2 protein-coding genes are annotated in these 1,375 nt (G+C 60.9%); both read left to right on the top strand.

Annotated elements, in window-relative coordinates; translation table 11 throughout:
* The first annotated feature begins 142 nt into the window (after positions 1 to 142).
* A complete protein-coding gene (locus IV498_RS18730) occupies positions 143 to 571 on the top strand; it encodes a hypothetical protein (RefSeq protein ID WP_269048583.1) in 429 nt (142 codons plus the stop codon).
* An 82-nt stretch (positions 572 to 653) separates the two neighbouring features.
* Positions 654 to 1,142, top strand: coding sequence for an LPD29 domain-containing protein (locus IV498_RS18725; RefSeq protein ID WP_269048582.1), 489 nt, complete (start codon positions 654 to 656; stop codon positions 1,140 to 1,142).
* The last annotated feature ends 233 nt before the right edge of the window (positions 1,143 to 1,375 follow it).

Raw genomic sequence — 1,375 nt, 5'->3', positions numbered from 1 at the left:
TTGCCCTGCGAGTAGACAGGCCTCCGTCGGCCACAGCTACGCAAGCTTCGCCAGCAACCAAAAAACAACGGGGAAATGAAGAGAGTAGCTGGCCGGGTCACACCGCCCTCTCACCCCATCCTCTGCAAAGGAACAAGAAACCATGAGCATTACAACGCTGATGCCTGTAGCAACACAGGACACCAAGGAAGTCATCACCCACGGCCAGATCCTCGGCAACTACCACGAGGGCGACGGGTACGACTGGAGGGAAGCCATCGAGGCCGAGGGATGGGCCGTGATCCCCAACTGGGGCATTGAAGGTTGGGACTTGGGCCAGTGGCCCTACGTCATGGTGGCAGGAACCCGCACCGCCGACGAGAACGGCCCGTTGTGGGGCATGGCGACCTACTGCGAGGGCGACGTGTCCACGACCTGGTACCGCGACCAGAAAGCCCACTGGGCAGCCGTCACCGCTCAGGCTCATTTCAGTTGGGTCAACGGCCAAGCCCATGGACCGAAGGACCTTCCGGAAAGGGTGGAGGACATTCCCGTCCAGTACTCCCAGCCGTACCCCGGCTGGCTGGCCTAGCCACGTGATTCTGTGGTGGCTCTCCCAAAAGCGGGGAGGGCCACCACATCCCCAGTCCCGCGAAACCAGAGAAAGAGCCGTCATGACCATTTATGTTTCCGCCACAGACACCGCCAAGCTTGTACGTAAGGCCCTGAAAGAGAATTTCCCCGGCACCAAGTTCTCAGTCCGCACCACAAAATACGCGGGAGGTGCGAGCCTTGATGTGAATTGGACCGGCGGCCCGACGACCCCGAAAGTTGACGCCGTAGTCAAGAGCTTTGAAGGATCAGAGCCGGACGCATCCGGCGACTTCTGCGATCCCGTGATCCATGAGAAGGACGGCCAGCGGATCCAGTACGGGGCCCGGCACATTCTGACCATGCGCATGATCACCCAAGCTACCTATGACTCTATCCAGACCGAAATAGTAGCGTCGCTGGGCATGACCTTGGCCATGGTGCACAACTGGGAAAGCTATCCAGTGCCGCAGATTGTGCTGGAACGGGCGAACCATTGGCGCTACGCGCAGGGAACCGTCCATGATTTCGTCCGTGCCATTGCGGACAACCAGAACGACGGCCTGAGCTAAGGCAGTGAGGGGCCGGCGCTGGCGCACCGGTTCCTTTCTCTTGGTTCCCGTCCGCTGGCGCGGCCGAGAACCGAAGGCCTTGTAATCGCGAGCTCGCACCAGGCTAATGGGCGGCCGCTGCGCGTCCGACTGTTGGGGGTGGTCCCGGCTCCGCAAGCTCCGCCGTGCCCACCCCTGCTTTTGAAAACCGCTGCGCGTTTTTTGGTTGCTGTCCTTCGGATTTTACGTGTCCG

Source organism: Paenarthrobacter sp. Z7-10 (genome assembly GCF_026932795.1).
In the GTDB taxonomy this organism is placed as follows: domain Bacteria; phylum Actinomycetota; class Actinomycetes; order Actinomycetales; family Micrococcaceae; genus Arthrobacter_M.
This window is presented reverse-complemented; position numbering and strand designations above follow the sequence as displayed.

Coding starts and splice junctions, on each gene's coding strand:
- IV498_RS18730 (WP_269048583.1), top strand. CDS start 143: ATGAGCATTACAACGCTGATGCCTGTAGCAACACAGGACACCAAGGAA.
- IV498_RS18725 (WP_269048582.1), top strand. CDS start 654: ATGACCATTTATGTTTCCGCCACAGACACCGCCAAGCTTGTACGTAAG.